Genomic DNA, 14,717 nt, shown 5'->3' with positions numbered 1-14,717 from the left:
TTTTTATTTTATTTTAACTATGATTATTTCGAAAAAATATCAAAGAACATAAATTCAGCCTGCAAGATTGACAATTAATCGATGATTGGCCGAATAAAATCCCCTGAAAGTCATCTAATAAAGAAGAATTCAATGAGTAATATCGGTACTAAGTTCATACTTGCGAAGCGCTTTGTTTTTGATCCAAATAGTAATTCTCTTATGGATCAAGCAGAGGAATGCGAAACGGTTAGACTAGGTAGCAATGAGAGTCGTATCCTATTATTGCTATGCGAGAAACCCAATGAAGTCATCACTCGTAATCAACTCCATGAGTTTGTTTGGCGAGATCAAGGATTTGAAGTTGATGATTCAAGCCTAACTCAGGCGATATCAACACTACGCAAGATGCTTAAAGATTCTACAAAATCCCCTGCCTTCGTTAAGACAGTGCCTAAGCGAGGCTATCAACTCATTGCCAACGTAGAACGTTCCGCTCCATTAGCGTCAAGTGATACCGTTTTACCTATACCAAATGAAACGACAGTTGAAGAAAGCAGCACAAATGTAGAATCAGAACCACCAGCACCTATCGTTGAAGTGGAAGTACAACAATCAAACCTTGGCGCAGTAACACAAGAAACCGCCTCATTTGATTCAAAGTTACTCAGTTGGCTACCAAAGATTCTCGTGAGCATTGCCATTCTGCTTCCTTTATTGGTTTTACTATTCACAAATCCAGCAGAGTCACAATTCCGTCAACTTGCGGTGGTGGATAATATCCCGATTAAAACACCATTGAACCATCCTGATATTTCTAAATGGGTGCCTTCAATAAAAACATGTATTGAAAGCTACAATGAACGTCACCGTGATGAACTAATGCCTAGCGAAGTCATCGCAACGGGTGGAGAAAACAATCGGTTAGTGTTGAATTACATTCATCCTGTGGAGTTTTCTGGTGAGAATGTCACCTTACGAATTTTCACTGAACTCTCAAATCTAAATAAAGTCTGTAAGTAAGGTAAGATGATGAAATTAAAATTGGCTTATCTCGCGTTAGCCCTCTCCTCTGTATTAAGTGCATGGATGTATTGGGGAAGCGACATCAAAGTTGAACAAGTGCTTACGTCTAAAGAGTGGCAATCTAGAATGGTCTCACTGATCACCAATAATGATAAAGAGAGTGCGATTGGGCCGCTAAGTAAAGTTGAGGTGACATCAAACGTAAAGTATTTACCAAATGGTTCATACATCCGCGTCTCTCGAATGGAGCTGTTCGGTAATGAGAAAGAGAGCCAAAACACCATCAACATTTCAGAAACTGGCGAATGGGATATTAGTGATAACTATTTATTGATCTCACCAACTGAGTTTAAAGATGTCTCTTCTGCTCAAAGTAAAGAGTTCACTCCCGAGCAATTAACACTAATTACTCAGGTATTTAAGTTAGATTCTCAGCAAAGCCGCCGAATTGATATCGTGAACCAAAAGACACTGCTCTTAACCAGTTTAAACCACGGTTCAACGGTGTTATTTACAAACTAAAACAAAAAAGGGAAGCATTATCGCTTCCCTTTTTATTAGATGGTCACTTCTTTGATTACCGATTGGTCAAAGCCAATAACTTGCAATCTATTATTGCTGAGTAGCCCAAAGCTTGCAGCGTAACCATTGCGTGGAATAGTCACAGAGCCTGGGTTAAAGATCACCACACCATTTTGCTCTTCTGCGACCGGAATATGGGTATGACCATGAGCCAAAATATCACCGTCACGTAAAGCTGGTCGCTTATCAGAATTATAAGTGTGACCGTGTGTCAAAAATAGACGTTGACCACTTTCTAGCAATACCCACGAGTAATCCATCATCATTGGAAATGACAACAACATCTGATCCACTTCACTATCACAGTTGCCTCTAACAGCAATGATCTGATCCGCATACTGATTAAGAAGCTGTGCAACCTCAGGGGGATTATACCCTTCAGGAATCGCGTTTCTCGGGCCATGATTTAAAATGTCACCTAACAAAATTAGATGCTTAGCTCCTGATTTCACATATTGCGAAATCATCTGTTCAGTTGCCGGCAGTGAGCCGTGTAAATCTGAAGCGAAAAAAAGATTCAAGACAAGCGTCTCCTTATTTTAAGTTGACGCTATTGTACGCATTCCTCTTTTAGTCGTCATCTTTCGCCATGCCATTTATCACGATATTGTTGTAGCTCACCATTCCAATAATCTTTCCATCTTCGATGACTGGCGCACGGCTGATGCCAAAACGTTCAAATAACCGAGCGCAATATTTAACATTCATACCAGGATCTACGGCTAACGCTGGTTTTGTCATAATTTCATAAATATTAGTACGTTTAGATGAACGGTTTTTCGCGAGTACTTTCTTCGCAATATCATTCATTAGAACAATACCGTACTCATCATCATCATGACGCTTATTCACAATAAGCGCTTTAACCTTATGCTGCTTAGCCAGTTTGATACCTTCATGTACTGTCGTTAGTCCATCAACAATGACATAGGTATTGGCCATTACGTCTCTAATGCGTATTTTTTCATGGCTGATCATATTTCTTCCTCAACAACTTTTGTTAATGTCTCAACTTGATGGGCAACCCCGACCGCATCTTCGATATCAATCTGTATCGCTATTCCCTGCCCTGACTCTTGGTCGAACTCCCCGACCTCACTGATTCTTTCCAAGATATGACGCGAAAGGTGTTCCTCAACAACAAACAACAACACGTCTTTTTGCACTTCAAGAGTTAAACCAAAGAATGTGCGTTTTTTATTCACACCTTGGCCCCTAGCATTGTTGATCACCGTCGCTCCCGTTGCACCGGCATCTCGAGCAGCATCAAGAACCACATCGGTCTTGCTATCCTCTACAAAAGCCAAAATGAGTTTAAAGCGCATTTTCTTTCTCCTCTGACGAGCCTTTTTGGTTTAACCATTGGGTAATTTGGGCATACGCCATAACTGAAATAATAGGAAATAAACTGGCAAAGGCGATCAGACCAAAGCCATCAATCATCGGGTTTCGTCCCGGAACGGTAGAAGCTAGCCCTAGCCCTAAAGCCGTAACTAAGGGTACGGTTACCGTTGACGTTGTCACTCCTCCAGAATCATATGCCAAAGGCACTATTAATTTAGGAGCATAAAAGGTTTGAATCACCACCACGATATAACCTGCGATGATGTAATAGTGAATCGGGTCTCCGACTACAATTCGATAACTGCCCAAAGATATTCCAATCGCAACCCCTAGAGCTACCGCAATTCTTAACCCATTCACGCTGATACTTCCCCCTGACACTTGATTGGCTTTTATCGCAACGGCAATAAGGGATGGTTCTGCGATTGTGGTGCTAAAACCAATAAAGAAGGCAAAAAGGTAAACCCAATAGTAATCAATCCAAGCGAGTGACTGACCTACACTCACTTTAAAATCATATAAAAACTCTGGAGCAGTTAACTGCTGAGCCATGGTTTCGCCAAGTGGAAACAGCGCCAATTCTAGCCCCATCAAAAAAAGAGAGAGCCCTAAAATGACATAGAAAAAACCCAATATCACTTTAGGTAAATTACTAATTGGCTTACGTAAAACGGCGACTTGAAAACCAAATATAATGGTCACAATAGGGACAACATCGAGAATAGTCCCAGTGAAAGTGTCAATAAAATCGGAAAATGAAATCATGCCACCACCATTCCATAGACCATAACGAACATCATAGGCAATAAAGAAGCGAAGGCGATCAAACCAAAGCCATCAATCATTGGGTTTCGTCCTTTGATCGAGGACGCTAATCCTACCCCTAAAGCCGTCACCAATGGCACGGTTATAGTAGACGTGGTCACCCCTCCCGAATCGTAAGCGATCCCGATAATATTTTCAGGCGCAAATCCAGTAAGGATCACCACACCGATATAGCCAGCAATGATCATATAATGAATTGGCCACCCTTTTAAAATTCTCAATACCCCAAGAACAATGGCTATCCCAACAGAAAATGCAACCGTCAAACGCAGTCCATCCGCATAATCACTCATGGCCGCTTCAGTATGAATGATCATACCGCCTTCAGCTGCCACCTCTGCCGCTTCATCTGCGACTGCCGTTAACGCAGGTTCTGCTATCGTGGTGCCAAACCCTAAGCAAAAGGCAAAACAAATGAGCCAGAATACGCTCCCTTTGCGGGCAAAGGCTTGCGCCATCGATTCCCCGATTGGAAATAACCCCATCTCCAATCCAAAAATAAAAAAGGTTAAACCAAGGACCACCAACAACAATCCAACAAGGATAGAAATTAAATTAGGGAGTGGCTCTTGTAAAACAACCAACTGAAAAAAAGCGATAACAAGCACGATAGGGAGTAAATCTCTAAAGCTCCCCAGCATGGCTTTAAATAGCGAAAGTATTGCTGCCATAGATCTCCTAATTCATCGTTGTGAATCGGCTATTTCAGAAAATAACCACGGTTTATCGATACGATATTGCCTCAAGTCACTCATTAACCTATGAAACTGTCATACCTATGAAACCATCATGGCAAATAGTCGTCTATATAGGTGTGACAAAGGTTAGGCACTTAATACATTTAGCTACTCAATTGTTAAAAATGTGAACCGCTCGCACAAGCAGCTGAATATAATTGAGTTTTTCCACTGTTTATTTCACACCAGCTCACTTCAACCTGAGCTTATTACGGCTTAACTGTCTATAATTGGTACACAGCGGAGGGAATATGAAGATACTATTGACAGGTGGAACGGGTTTTATTGGAAAGGAACTCATTAAATGCTTTAGAACGGAGCAAATTATATTACTGACGAGAAACCCGCAAAACGCACAGCAAAATTTACAACACGCGAATACTGGAAATATCACTTACATCAACACACTAGATAACTTTAGCGATCTTAATGATGTTGATGTTGTCATTAATCTGGCAGGTGAAGCGATTGCAGAAAAACGATGGAACGCCAAGCAAAAAGAAACCATCTGCAATAGCCGTTGGAAACTCACTGAAAAAATCGTCGAACTCATTCATGCGAGCACTGAACCTCCTAGCGTTTTTATTAGCGGTTCTGCCGTAGGGTATTATGGTGATCAACAAGATCACCCTTTCGACGAAAGTCTTCATGTCCATCAAGTTGGTTTTCCGCATCAAGTCTGCTCCCACTGGGAACAAATCGCGAAGCGTTCTCAATCTGAGCTCACACGAGTATGCCTCCTTCGAACTGGGATTGTGCTAGGTAAAGATGGGGGAGCCTTGGACAAAATGCTACTGCCTTACAAGCTAGGGCTCGGAGGGCCAATAGGCAAAGGCAAGCAATATATGCCTTGGATTCATATGTTAGACATGGTGAGAGCCATTGTTTATTTAGTAGAAACGCCACATGCTAGTGGTGAATTCAATGTTTGTGCGCCTCATCCCGTTACCAATAAAACTTTCAGCCGCTCTTTAGCTAAAGCACTAAAAAGACCTCATTTACTTTTCACTCCTAAATGGATATTGAAATTAATGATGGGAGAATCCTCATGCTTGCTTTTTGATAGTATTCGAGCCAAGCCTAAAAAATTAACCGAGCTGGGGTTCATTTTTGCTTACTCTAGAATAGAGCCAGCTCTTAAAAATTTACTGCAAAACCAAAATTAAATTCATACAAGACCATTAATGAGAGTCACAATGTCAAAGGCTATATTGATTACAGGATGTTCAACGGGGATTGGTTACACTTGTGCTCATGCGCTACATCAACAAGGTTATCAAGTCATCGCATCATGCCGAAACAAGGATGATGTTGTAAAACTTCAGCAGGAAGGTCTCACTTGCATCCAGTTAGACTTAAGTTGCACTGATAGCATCCGTTCTGGCGCGACAGAGGCCCTACGCTTGTGTGATGGAGATCTTTATGCACTGTTTAATAATGGTGCTTATGGACAGCCAGGAGCGTTAGAAGATCTACCAACCGATGGATTAAGAACGCAGTTTGAAACCAATTTTTTTGGCTGGCATGAACTCGTACTTCAACTTCTCCCGTCAATGAGAAAGCAAGGAACAGGGCGTATTATTCAAAATAGCTCCGTTCTCGGTTTTGCCGCCATGAAATATCGAGGGGCATACAACGCATCCAAATTTGCAATTGAAGGTTGGACTGACACTCTACGCCTTGAGCTATATCAATCAGGAGTTCATATCTCTCTTATCGAACCCGGACCAATCGAAACTCAGTTTCGTGCAAATGCGCTTATTGCATTTAAAAAGTGGATAAACATTGAAAACAGTGTCCATAGCACCTACTACCAACAACAAGTTTCACGTCTAGCCAACGATGAATCGAATAATGCGTTTGTACTCCCAGCGGAAGCTTGCATCGCACCAGTACTGCATGCATTAGAGTCCAAGTCACCCAAGTTACGCTATAGGATCACGACTCCAACGAAAGTGTTTGCCTTTCTAAAACGTATTCTACCCGCAAAATGGTTAGATCCTATCTTACGCAAAGCCGCTTAGAGCTTATGACTATCGGTTTAGGTTTAGGTTTAGGTTTAGGTTTAGGTTTAGGGCGGAAGACTTAGCTATTAGTATTCATCACTGAATATAAATAAAGTGGCGATTGATTAAACATTGTCACTTACTCGTAACAATCACCTGTCATGATAAAGATGATCATATCCCGATTGCAGATTAGCGTGTTACGACAGGTAAATACATGACCCTAAACCAACTCAATTTGATAGGTGTTGGTGTTGCATTAACACTATTTTTATTGTTTTGAGCACCACTCCTTATCATTCGTATCCAGCACCGAAAACGCCCACTTATTTTTATTAAGTTTGGGCGTTTTTCGATTCAGCTCTTGAAGTTAGAGAGAAGAACCCATATTTAATAACTAATCTGAACTCGAGATAATTACCAAGGATTTCCGGAATGCAGTCACCTCATGTTGTAGAATTCAATGAAAGTAACTTTCGTCAAATACTAGAAGGTTCGTCACAAGCTCCTGTTCTCATCCATTTTTGGGCTCCATCTCATCCAGAAAGCGCTCAAATTATCCCTGAGCTACAAAGCCTTACTCAACAATATAATGGCGTCTTCACTCTGGCACTGCTCAATTGCGAGCAAGAACAAACCATCGCTGGTCAATTTGGTGTACAAGCCCTACCCACTATTGCTTTATTCGTAAACGGGCAACCTGTTGATGGCCTAGGTGGACCTCAAACCATCGAATCTATCGTCGCAATGCTAGACAAACATCTACCAAACCAAGATGAGATGAAATTACGTCACGCATTAGAAAAAATGCAAGCTGGCGAACACGCTGAAGCATTAGTGGCTTTACGTGAGCTACCAGAATCCATAACCACTAAGGGTGAAGTAAAACTCGCCATTGCAGACTGTTTACTCGAAATGGGTCAGTTCTCTGATGCTGAAATTCAACTGAAAACTATCCCTCTTGAATATCAGGACAACTATTACAAGAGCATGATTGCGAAACTAGAACTGCACCAACAAGCCGCAGATAGCCCTGAGATCCAATCTCTAGAATTGGAATTTCAACAAGATACAACTAATACACAATTAGCTCATGACTTGGCATTGCAATATCACCAAGTAAGCCGTGATGAGGAAGCATTAGAGCTATTATGGTCATTTATCCGTTCAGATTTAAATGTTCAAGATGGAGAGCTCAAAAAAGCATTCATGGATATTCTTAGCGCACTAGGGCAAGGAAACACGATTTCTGGAAAATACAGAAGACAACTGTATTCTCTAATGTATTAATAGCCTTGCATGCACTGAACCACAAAAACATTCGATAAAAGAGCTCACCCGAGCTCTTTTTTTATACGGTAAATACAAATTTCAGCTGAGTTCTCATTTATAAATTTGCCCCAACAGTAAAACTGATCAACAATAAATTAATTGCATATCAAATACTTTCTCATTTAAAAAGGAATTATCATGGCTATTGATGCTTTAATCACTATAGGTGGTTTTATTATTGTTGCAGTTGTTTTTATTTTTGCAGGAATTAAAGCGGTACCACAAGGAAGCAACTGGACTGTTGAACGCTTCGGACGCTATACCCAAACGTTAAAACCAGGGCTAAACCTTATCATCCCTTTCGTTGATAAAGTCGGTAATCGTATCAGCATGATGGAACGTGTATTAGACATTCCTGCTCAAGAAGTCATTTCGAAAGACAATGCAAATGTTGTCATTGATGCGGTTTGTTTTGTTCAAGTTATCGATGCACCAAAAGCAGCATACGAAGTCAATGATTTAGAGCATGCTATTCGCAACCTGACACTGACCAATATCCGTACTGTCTTAGGCTCTATGGAACTTGACGAAATGCTCAGTCAGCGTGACATGATCAACACCAAACTACTGACTATTGTCGATGCGGCAACCAACCCTTGGGGAGTAAAAGTAACCCGTATCGAAATCAAAGATGTGCAGCCACCAGCCGATCTTACCGCTGCAATGAACGCTCAGATGAAAGCGGAACGAAACAAACGTGCCGATGTCTTAGAGGCTGAAGGCATTCGTCAGGCTGAAATTCTCAAAGCAGAAGGCCACAAGCAATCTGAAATTTTGCGTGCGGAAGGTGAAAAACAAGCTGCTATTTTACAAGCAGAAGCTCGGGAACGTGCAGCAGAAGCCGAAGCAAAAGCGACAGAAATGGTTTCTCAAGCGATAGCACAAGGTGACATGCAAGCGGTGAATTACTTCATCGCACAAGGGTATACCGATGCACTTAAGAGTATCGGCCAAGCTGAAAATGGTAAAATTATTATGCTACCACTTGAGGCAACTGGCCTGATGGGCTCAGTTGCTGGAATCGCTGAAATGTTTAAAGCGCAACCTGAAGATAAATAAGGCAATGTTTAATGGTTGAATTATTGGAACAGATGAATCATTGGCACTGGCTTGCTTTTGGTTTGTTACTTTTGGCAGCGGAGCTGCTGGGTACTGCTGGCTATTTTTTATGGCTTGGTATTTCAGCGATTCTCGTAGGGCTTATTTTTACGATCCTGCCGATGAGCTGGCAATTACAGTGGGTTAGCTTTGGTGTCTTTTCACTGATCACAACATGGTTATGGTGGAGAAGACAATTTAAACAAGATAAAAAATCTGACCAACTGCGCGAACTCAATCAACGAGAAAAGCAATTAATCGGGATGACGACTCGTCTAGAGGAAGATGTACAAGCTGGAGAGTGCCGCATTAAGCTTGGTGATACCACCTGGTCAGCGAGATGCGATCAAGATATCTCTAAAGGCACTCAAATAAGAGTCATCGATGTGGATGGAATCATATTATTTATTGAACCAATATAATTAATACCTAACAGTAATGGTGGTATTTATATCACCATTACTGTAATTTCGAGTACTGATATAATATCCAATTGATTACCAAAGGAAATAGTTACTAATTATCTAACACAAAGTAAGCTTTTATTTCATAAACTTAGCTCTGCCACTCAATCTTCCCTCACTAACCTCATAGATTTAACTTGTTTAATCCATATTTATTTATACTTTTTTTAATAAATAAATTTTGATTATATTAATTTTTTTTGACCTTTTACGAATAATGCATCTATTATTTTCACGTACAGACATTTAAATAATTATAATCAATAAGTGAGGATCTAATGAAACATGCTTTTTTAATTACGTTATTATCACTATTTATTATCCCATCAACGAGTAATGCGAGTCAAAATGGAGGAAAATCCTTTGGTAGCGCTATGAAATGTACATTTAATTCAGGGGCCGTTGAAATGCTCCCAAGAGAACTCTGTAAAGTTTATGGCGGAAAAACAAATTAACATCACACAAGAGGCTAGAGATCAGTAGATAAAAATACGATCTCTAGCTCATTCATTTTGTCTGACTAAATCTTCAAGAATAGGGCATGCATGATCATTGTTGCCTGGACATTTGTTGATCCAGAGCTCTAATTGCGACTTGATAATCATCAATTCATTTAGTTTGCTGTTTACTTCATCAAGTTTAGTTAGTGCTTTTTCTTTAACTTCAGCACTTGTCGCTTCAGGGTTATTCGCCAGCTGAACTAAACCTTTACACTCTTCTAGAGTGAAGCCTACTCTTCTTGAGCGAGCAACAACCATAAGTTGTTCTGCATGCTTTTTAGTATAAACACGGTATCCATTGTCTGCTCTCAATGGAGGAGAAATCAATCCTTTGTCTTCGTATAAACGCACTGATTTAGATGACAACCCTGTAATTTTTGCAACTTCACTTATATTCATCTTTTATACCTAAATTAGCGTTTATAAAAATCAGCTCCGATAAATGCATCCCAACCACGCTGCCACTCAACCTTTATCATGACGGCTTGCTCATGATCCTCACACTGTCCATTATAGCGTATACCACTGATACCCTTTGCAAAAGCATTATACGGATTGCAATATTCTAAGAGCCCCTTTTGATAACCTAATGAATATGGTGTTATTTGAAAAGGTACTTTCGCTTTTATTCTATCCAGTATATCAGATTCAACACCATAGCCACTCCGCCCTAGCCTTTCACCTTGACTAAACCAAAACTCATCATCCGTCTGTACATTTTTTGCACATGCAGTCATGGTCATTATAAAACAAGTACAAAGTATAAGTTTCTTCATAAAAAGCCTCTAATATAAAAAAGCTGAGCATACAATGCTCAGCTTTTTCTCATTACTATTTAAGTTATTTTACATTAAATGGGATTGCTAAAATCAACTTAAAGTCTGTTTCATCTTGGAACAAGTTAGCATAACCATTCCAGCTTGGAGCGTCAGTATCGTTAAAGTACTGAGTGTAATGGAAGGCAACAGTTGCATCTTTAAGAGCGCCAGCTTGAATTGCATAGTTTGCAAATGCACTGTAAGAGTACTCAGTAAGGTCATCATAGCCATCTACTGAAGAACCACCGCCATATGCTCCACTAACACCAGCACTGAAACCAGTGCCACCTATATCAGCGAAATCACGACTAACTGAACCAAACACAGCTAACTCTTCATGGTGGTTGAAATCAGAACGGTTGTTCCACCAGATATCGTACGCACCATTTGAACCGCCATAGCCAGCTGTTGGGCGATACGCAAACCAGTTACCATCTTCTTCAGCCATTGTGTATGTCGCTTCTGCTCGGTACGAATATGGACCAGAAGAGTAGCTAGATAGGAAGGCTAATTGATACCCAGTATCACCATCATCATATTGATTATCATCGTTGACATAATACAGTTGAGGTGACCAGTAGATTCCACCTTCAGTTGTCCCTTTCACTTTAAAGTGTGCCGTTGTACGTTCATCTAACTTAGAAAAAGCACCGTCTAAAGCAATACCATTATCTAATTTATAGCGAGCACCAACAGAAAATAAGATTTCGTCATCACCATAAACACCAATGAATGCATCAGTTTCTTTATACCATGGAGCTTTATATTCATCAGCAATAACGAAGCCAAGATCTAGAGCACCAAATGTACCGCCAATTTCACCACCACGGTATGTACCTGGAGCAAATGACCAGTTAACACCCAAGCCACTTGCTACTGACGGTTGGAAGTAACCAAGTTTAGCTTTAATATTTTCGCCAAACTTAAACTTAGCCGCTGCAGTTGCGAATGAAACGCCACCTTTTTCTAGTTGACCCCAACAGCCCGAAGAATTTGGTCCATCACAATCTAGGAAGTTCATTTCATGACCAGCACCCACAGAATCATTCCACATATCCCATGTACTGTAGATAACAAAATCAGCACCTACTACATCATTCACATAACCAGAATTAAAACCAAGGTTCACAAAAATACTACCGTGGTTTAGGTTCGTTTCTTTCTTAGTATCATTACCATCTGCATCAGTACCTGCACGGTCACGAGCGCGCATCCAGAAATTTAGATTACCGCTAATTGTTGACTCAGAGAAAAACTCCGACACTTCACCCGTATACTCAGGACCTACTGGGTCATTTGCAAACGCTGGAGCTGCTGCAAGAGCCCCTACCATTGCCGCCGTAATAGCAGATACTTTAAAAAATTTGTCCATGGAAAAACTCCTAAAAAATGGATATAGCTGTATTTTTATTTTTCTCACCTTAAGTTGGCCGCCGAAGGGAGAAGTGATTTCCTATTAAAAACCTAATTATTCCTAATCACGGTTTTTGTGTTTCCTGCATACACCGTGTGTACCCATGACTATAAGACTAACTTCGCAGCAAAAAACATCAATCAGAACTTAATTTTTATCTAAAAAAATATGACCGATAACTAACTTTCATCAACTTAGTGATCTTGATCTTGTTTTCTTACACACAGGACTAACAAAACACCAAATCAAATAAAAACAACAACTTAATAATAGTGAACCGTGCTAAAAATTGAAGTGCCTCGCATAAAGATAAGGAAAGAACTGCTTTTTATACATAAGAGATCACTCTCACAAACAAAAAAGTGTGGTTCGTATATGAACTTTTTTAAAAATGTAAAATAAATATATTTTCTAGCAGTAACAGACAAAAAAAGGCGTTGGTAAAAACCAACGCCTTTTAGAAATTTTTAGCTATTTATGAACTAAGACATTAAAGAAATGAGGTCTTGTTCGGATTTAATTTCCACGCCTAAATCTTGTGCCTTAGCTAATTTTGAACCTGCATTTTCGCCAGCAAATAGAATATCGGTTTTCTTCGAGACACTGCCTGTCACCTTAGCCCCTAACGCCTGCAATGCTGCTTTCGCTTCACTCCGACCTAATTGAGAGAGACTTCCTGTGAGCACCACGGTTTTTCCAGCTAATGGCTGAGGAGTACCTTCACTTGCAGCCACTACATCGTCCCAAACCACACCATTCTCAACAAGTTTATTAACAACGTTCATATTAGTTTCTTGAGAGAAAAAAGTGACAATATGTCGCGCAACAATATCGCCTATATCAGAAACTTTAACTAATGCTTCATGATCTGCGGCGATAACGGCTTCTAAAGAGCAAAAATGCTGTGCCAAATTTGCAGCGGTCGCTTCACCCACTTCTCTAATACCTAACGAATAAAGAAATCTAGGCAGGGTTGTTTGTTTTGATTTTTCCAGTGCCGCGACAACATTTTGTGCCGACTTAGGCCCCATACGATCTAAAACGGTCAATACACCTGCACTTAACTTAAACAAGTCCGCAGGCGTATCCACCATCTCACGCTCAACGAGCTGCTCGATAACTTTTACACCTAGCCCATCAACATCCAGAGCCTTACGAGAAACAAAATGCTTTATGGCCTCTGAACGCTGCGCCTGACACACAAGTCCTCCCGTACAGCGCGCGACTGCCTCTCCCTCAATGCGTTCGATCTGAGAGTCACAGACGGGGCAAGTTTGTGGGAAAACGATGTCTGTTGCGTTTTCAGGGCGACGTTCCAACACAGCTGATACAATTTGCGGTATTACATCACCAGCACGGCGAATAATGACACTATCGCCAATTTTCACGCCTAATCTTTCAATTTCATCAGCATTATGCAAAGTCGCGTTACTGACGGTTACGCCACCGACGAATATTGGTTCCAGTTTGGCTACTGGCGTTATCGCCCCCGTTCGCCCAACTTGAAATTCAACATCATTTAACAAGGTGATCTCTTCTTGCGCTGGAAATTTATAAGCAATGGCCCAGCGGGGTGCTCGTGCAACGAAACCTAATTGGATTTGAGCATCAATATCATCGACTTTAATGACCACGCCATCGATCTCGTAAGAAAGCGCATCACGGCGTTGCATTATCTCTTGGTAATACGCCTTCACGTCATCAAGAGATGTTAATTGACGCGTTTCAGGGCACATAGGCAGCCCCCACGCTTTCAATTGCACAAATCTATCGTAATGGCTGTTCTTTAGCTCAATACCTTCTACCACTCCCACACTGTACGCATAAAAACTTAACGGTCGTTTTGCGGTAATTCTAGAGTCGAGTTGGCGTAAGCTCCCTGCCGCGGCATTTCTTGGATTAACAAAAACTTTATCGCCTTTTTTCAGCGCGAGTTCATTTAGTTTCTCAAAACCCGCTTTGGGCATAAAAACTTCACCACGAACTTCAATACGCTGTGGCCACCCTTCACCTTGGAGTTTTAGAGGAATAGCGCTGATGGTGCGTACATTTTCAGTGATATTCTCACCCGTACTACCATCACCACGCGTTGCCGCTTGAACTAAGATGCCATTCTCATAAAGAAGACTCACCGCTAAACCATCCAGCTTTGGTTCACAACAGAAAAGATCGAGGTTCGCTGATGGAGCACGATCTTTCATTCGCTTATAAAAACTGTCTAACTCTTTATCATCAAACGCATTATCTAGCGACAACATTGGAATTTCATGGCTAACCTGAGTAAACCCGTCTAACGGTTTACCTCCAACGCGCTGACTAGGAGAGTCAATAGTGATCAAATCGGGGTGTAACTCCTCCAACTCTAGTAACTCACGCATTAAACGATCATATTCAGCATCGGGAATTACCGGGTTATCTTCTACATAGTACAAAATGGCGTGATGATGTAAGGTTTCACGAAGTTGATCTAATTTAATTTGAATATCATTCATTTGTTCTGAGCTTAATAGGGGCATGAGTTTCTCTACTTACTTTCCTAAAACATATTGCAATAAAAAAGGCCCCTCAAAGGAGCCTTCATTTCTCACTGCA

The 14,717-nt window shown here is 40.8% G+C and carries 16 protein-coding genes; 7 read left to right on the top strand and 9 right to left on the bottom strand.

Features of this window, described 5'->3' with window-relative positions; genetic code table 11:
• Nucleotides 1-132: 132 nt before the first annotated feature.
• A complete protein-coding gene (locus OCV39_RS03860) occupies nucleotides 133-1,002 on the top strand; it encodes a winged helix-turn-helix domain-containing protein (RefSeq protein WP_261889034.1) in 870 nt (289 codons plus the stop codon).
• A 9-nt stretch (nucleotides 1,003-1,011) separates the two neighbouring features.
• Nucleotides 1,012-1,527, top strand: a complete 516-nt coding sequence (locus OCV39_RS03855) for a regulatory protein ToxS (RefSeq protein ID WP_261889469.1) — start codon at nucleotides 1,012-1,014, stop codon at nucleotides 1,525-1,527.
• Between the two features lie 35 nt (nucleotides 1,528-1,562).
• Here OCV39_RS03855 and yfcE read toward each other — a convergent pair whose 3' ends face one another.
• From yfcE to OCV39_RS03830, 5 genes are read right to left on the bottom strand one after another with little or no spacing between them, the layout of a single operon-like run.
• Nucleotides 1,563-2,108, bottom strand: a complete 546-nt coding sequence (yfcE, locus tag OCV39_RS03850; RefSeq protein ID WP_261889032.1) for a phosphodiesterase — start codon at nucleotides 2,106-2,108, stop codon at nucleotides 1,563-1,565.
• Nucleotides 2,109-2,157: 49 nt separating this feature from the next.
• A complete protein-coding gene (locus OCV39_RS03845) occupies nucleotides 2,158-2,565 on the bottom strand; it encodes a CBS domain-containing protein (protein WP_261889030.1) in 408 nt (135 codons plus the stop codon).
• Nucleotides 2,562-2,912, bottom strand: coding sequence for a P-II family nitrogen regulator (locus tag OCV39_RS03840; protein WP_017053275.1), 351 nt, complete (start codon nucleotides 2,910-2,912; stop codon nucleotides 2,562-2,564). The genes OCV39_RS03845 and OCV39_RS03840 overlap by 4 nt, the downstream gene beginning before the upstream one ends.
• A complete protein-coding gene (locus OCV39_RS03835; RefSeq protein WP_261889028.1) occupies nucleotides 2,902-3,696 on the bottom strand; it encodes a DUF1538 domain-containing protein in 795 nt (264 codons plus the stop codon). The genes OCV39_RS03840 and OCV39_RS03835 overlap by 11 nt, the downstream gene beginning before the upstream one ends.
• Nucleotides 3,693-4,427, bottom strand: coding sequence for a DUF1538 domain-containing protein (locus OCV39_RS03830; RefSeq protein ID WP_017053277.1), 735 nt, complete (start codon nucleotides 4,425-4,427; stop codon nucleotides 3,693-3,695). Before OCV39_RS03830 ends, OCV39_RS03835 begins: the two co-directional genes overlap by 4 nt.
• 317 nt (nucleotides 4,428-4,744) lie before the next feature.
• Here OCV39_RS03830 and OCV39_RS03825 point away from each other — a divergent pair, with 317 nt between their 5' ends.
• The 5 genes from OCV39_RS03825 (at nucleotide 4,745) to OCV39_RS03805 (ending at nucleotide 9,351) form a co-directional block, all read left to right on the top strand.
• Nucleotides 4,745-5,659 (top strand): TIGR01777 family oxidoreductase, encoded by a 915-nt coding sequence (locus OCV39_RS03825; RefSeq protein WP_171756160.1) that lies wholly within the window; start codon nucleotides 4,745-4,747, stop codon nucleotides 5,657-5,659.
• Nucleotides 5,660-5,689: 30 nt separating this feature from the next.
• The gene (locus tag OCV39_RS03820; protein WP_261889025.1) at nucleotides 5,690-6,517 is read left to right on the top strand and encodes an SDR family oxidoreductase; all 828 of its coding nucleotides are present in this window, start codon (nucleotides 5,690-5,692) and stop codon (nucleotides 6,515-6,517) included.
• Between the two features lie 417 nt (nucleotides 6,518-6,934).
• A complete protein-coding gene (locus OCV39_RS03815; RefSeq protein ID WP_261889023.1) occupies nucleotides 6,935-7,789 on the top strand; it encodes a co-chaperone YbbN in 855 nt (284 codons plus the stop codon).
• 180 nt (nucleotides 7,790-7,969) lie between these two features.
• Nucleotides 7,970-8,890, top strand: coding sequence for an SPFH domain-containing protein (locus OCV39_RS03810; protein ID WP_113795826.1), 921 nt, complete (start codon nucleotides 7,970-7,972; stop codon nucleotides 8,888-8,890).
• 11 nt (nucleotides 8,891-8,901) lie between these two features.
• Nucleotides 8,902-9,351 (top strand): NfeD family protein, encoded by a 450-nt coding sequence (locus OCV39_RS03805; RefSeq protein WP_261889022.1) that lies wholly within the window; start codon nucleotides 8,902-8,904, stop codon nucleotides 9,349-9,351.
• 545 nt (nucleotides 9,352-9,896) lie between these two features.
• Here OCV39_RS03805 and cueR read toward each other — a convergent pair.
• From cueR to ligA, 4 genes are all read right to left on the bottom strand, one after another.
• Nucleotides 9,897-10,292 (bottom strand): Cu(I)-responsive transcriptional regulator, encoded by a 396-nt coding sequence (gene cueR, locus OCV39_RS03800; RefSeq protein ID WP_113795824.1) that lies wholly within the window; start codon nucleotides 10,290-10,292, stop codon nucleotides 9,897-9,899.
• A gap of 14 nt (nucleotides 10,293-10,306) precedes the next feature.
• Nucleotides 10,307-10,669 (bottom strand): DUF2799 domain-containing protein, encoded by a 363-nt coding sequence (locus OCV39_RS03795; RefSeq protein ID WP_113795823.1) that lies wholly within the window; start codon nucleotides 10,667-10,669, stop codon nucleotides 10,307-10,309.
• A 64-nt stretch (nucleotides 10,670-10,733) separates the two neighbouring features.
• Nucleotides 10,734-12,083 carry a multidrug transporter gene (locus OCV39_RS03790; RefSeq protein WP_261889017.1) on the bottom strand — a complete coding sequence of 450 codons (1,350 nt, stop codon included), beginning with the start codon at nucleotides 12,081-12,083 and terminating at the stop codon, nucleotides 10,734-10,736.
• A gap of 524 nt (nucleotides 12,084-12,607) precedes the next feature.
• The gene (gene ligA / locus OCV39_RS03785; RefSeq protein WP_261889468.1) at nucleotides 12,608-14,617 is read right to left on the bottom strand and encodes an NAD-dependent DNA ligase LigA; all 2,010 of its coding nucleotides are present in this window, start codon (nucleotides 14,615-14,617) and stop codon (nucleotides 12,608-12,610) included.
• Nucleotides 14,618-14,717 lie beyond the last annotated feature (100 nt).

The organism is Vibrio cortegadensis, from assembly GCF_024347395.1.
Lineage (GTDB): Bacteria > Pseudomonadota > Gammaproteobacteria > Enterobacterales > Vibrionaceae > Vibrio > Vibrio cortegadensis.
The sequence above is the reverse complement of the archived record's forward strand: the minus strand, read 5'-3'. Positions and strand labels throughout refer to the sequence as shown.